This window comes from Cognatiyoonia sp. IB215182 (assembly GCF_033963905.1).
Classification (GTDB): domain Bacteria; phylum Pseudomonadota; class Alphaproteobacteria; order Rhodobacterales; family Rhodobacteraceae; genus Yoonia.
This window is the reverse complement of sequence record NZ_JAXBMB010000051.1, coordinates 1-3040: the sequence shown is the minus strand read 5'-3', so window position 1 is coordinate 3040 and position 3040 is coordinate 1. Positions and strand designations below refer to the sequence as shown.

The 3040-nt window shown below is 60.2% G+C and carries 1 pseudogene; it reads right to left on the bottom strand.

The window, feature by feature from the left end:
• A pseudogene (locus tag SLH47_RS26155) lies at nucleotides 1–2590 on the bottom strand (hypothetical protein); the annotation flags it as partial.
• Nucleotides 2591–3040 lie beyond the last annotated feature (450 nt).

Here is a 3040-nt window from a genome sequence, read left to right as displayed (position 1 = left end):
CCCCATGCTCTCCGTCCGACATCACATGGTTGCCTTCCATCAGGGTGAAGGTTGCGCCATCAGCCTCACCGCCAACGGAGACCACGTAGATCGCAAGTGGTCCGCCCTCAGGAGCGGTGCTGTCCAGACCGGCAATTGAAAGCATCATCTCGCCCGACGCGTCGCCGGTGATGACAAGCCTGTCGGACCCCGCATCATTGCCAGCGATCACCGCATCCAGGGCAAAGAGACTTGACCCTGAACCCGTGTAATCCCCGTCTATGGTGATCACATCGCCTGCAGCCCCGTCCTGCACGCTCAAGGTCACGGCGCCCGCATTGGTCACATCACCGGCAATGGTCAGGCCGCCACCAGAGGCGTTGGCCATACCATCTGCAGTCGGAGCTCCGGCGGTTGTGCCCCCTTCCCGGCCAGTTGCGTGGAACACAGACCCCGCCTCGATGTCCAGAGCCGTCTCCAGTGTGCCAATCCCTTCCAGGCGCAGCTCCGTGTCGTTCAGTGTGAGATGCTCCCAGTTGATGACGTTCTCCATTGAGGTCATCGTCCGGCCATGCAAGATCAGATGATCATCGCCCCGACCGCCGTCCAGAGCGTGGGAAAAGTCAAAACTGGCTGTGGCACCAATCGTGAGGCTATCGTCACCCGCACCAAGAAAGACTTCCCCATCGATATGCCCTGCCACGGTGACAACCGCATCGCCAAGCCCTTCCAATATCGCAAGGCCAGAGTCCCCCGCCACCACCCGGCCAGTGCTGGCGATATCAATCGTCCCCCCGTCGCCGTCGGCAGCGGAGACCACTCGGATCGCGGCGCCGTCGCTCTGACCCGCAATCCCCGGGTTAAGTTGGTCAGCGCCGCCTGTCACGGACCCGGCCACGTCTATGTCAAACTCTTCGACACCCAATAAAACCCGATTGGCGAGGTCGTCGGGATCCACCCAAAGACCTGAAACGCGGATCCCGTCTGACCCATGTCCTGAAGCCGTGACAGTGGCATTCTGACCTAAGTTGACGGTTGTCTTTGCCCGCACCTGCGCGTCACTCTGCACAGCGCCAACGCCCTCCGCTACCGCCCAAATGCCGTGAGAGTTTCGCCCAATCGTGGTGACTTCCGTGGTGACTGCGTCCTCACCAACACTCACGTCCACGACCACGTCCGCAGAGCCATTGGTGTCCGCCAAAATCCCATGGGAGCCGAAAAAGGAGCCACCGTCGTTCTCCGTCCGGATAGACCCTCCGGTCATTTCGACCCTCACCTCTTCGTCATTGCCCGGGCTGTCAATGCGCGCATAAAGCCCATGAGCGCCCGCGGCATTCGTGGTGATACCGCCATCGTGCATTTCTATCAGCGCTTTGGCTTGGCCGGTACCGGCTAACACATGAGCTCCATGGGCAAAGTCATCGTGAGTGGTGATCGTCCCGCCACCCATTATGGCCGTCACATTCCCCGCAACCGTCGCACTGTCCACAGTGTTCCGATCGGCTTCGAAGGTAGAGAACGCCTGAAGCCCGTGCGCCTGGTTTCCATGTGTGGTGATACTGCTGCGGCCATTCGTTTCATCCATTTCCACACGTGCATCGCCAAAGCCATGGGTATGCGCCCGAACCCCGGCTGAATTGTGACGCATCGTCGTGATCGTCCCTCCGGTCATTCTCGCCGTCATGTTGGCCTGACTATCCCGGGCGCTCTGCTCGGCCTCCGCCGTAACCGCGTGAGAGCGCGACCCATTCGTGGTGATTGTTCCGCCCTCCATCTGCGCAATTACAGAGGTGTGTTCGCTGCTAGAACGGGTCGACGCCCTCACGCCTACGCCGCCACTCTGTTCGTCAGCATTAGTGTTTTCCGTACTGATGACACCACCGGTCATTACCGCCCTCAGCGTGCCCACATACGTAGCTTCGTGGGCATAGGCATGAACCGCAGCCCCCACCTGATCTCCGCTCGTGGTGATTTCTCCGCCCTCCATCCTCGCAGTCACATCACCACCCTGCCTGGACATGGTGGCCGCCGAAACCCCCTCGGCATATGTACCGGACTCAATAGTAATCTCTCCGGCGGTCATGACCGCTGTCGCCTCGGCTGTGCTGTCGCCGTTTCCAATCCGTGCCCGAAGCCCAGAAGAACTATCACCATTTACAGTGATGTCCCCGTCACCATTCAGTCCGGCCTCCACATTTCCGGTTCCTGTGGTGTTCGCAGAAACCCCGTGATTTTGAAAACCCGTGGTCTCGACGGTCCCCCGTCCCATTTGCACAGAAACATTCTGGTCACCCCCATAGTCCACAGTCACCCCATTGCCGCGTACAGTGAGTGAAGGATCGTCTTGCAGTGTCAGGGTGTGAACCGCATCTGCTTCGCTATAGACGATGCCAGAGTCGTAGGTGACAGCGGGACATGTGGCCGCGCCACCTGTTACCGTACACGCGGCCTGTGCTGCGCTGCCGCTGAACAGCACCGCAGCAGTTGTCACAACCGAAAGCCCCGGCGCAATGCTCGCCACGCGCCCCTTGAACTTGGTCAAACGACCGCCCCGAACCAATGTATTGCGTGCACGAAGGGCGGGCTGGGTATCTGAGGACTGGTTTGTCATTTTGAAACTCTCCTGTGAGGGACTTGAGCACAATCGAGGCAAGGCACCGCCCTGCCCGTCAGGCAGTCAGTGGGGTGGCAGAATTGCGGGCATCAGCCGGAGGCGGTGTGACAGCCTCAAGCGGAAGCGAACCACAGTTGGCGGTCGGCCGCGTTGCTTTCGCGCCGTCCGTTCTGATCGTCGTAAAAAGTGCGGGGTGGTTGCAGCTGATCTCGCACCGGTAACCGCCATAACGGCGGCCGAGGACAACCGCATCAGGCCATCCAGGCCGGAAGCCGTGATCAAACTGTCAATTAATCCGCGGGCAATGGCCGACTTGCGGCCGGATGTCAGATTGTCGGGATGCGGAAGTCGGTGTGTGCTGCGGCCTACGCCAGAGCGCAGCGCCTGATGAGCTGATGAGCTGATGAGCTGATGAGCTGATGAGCTGATGAGCTGATGAGCTGATGA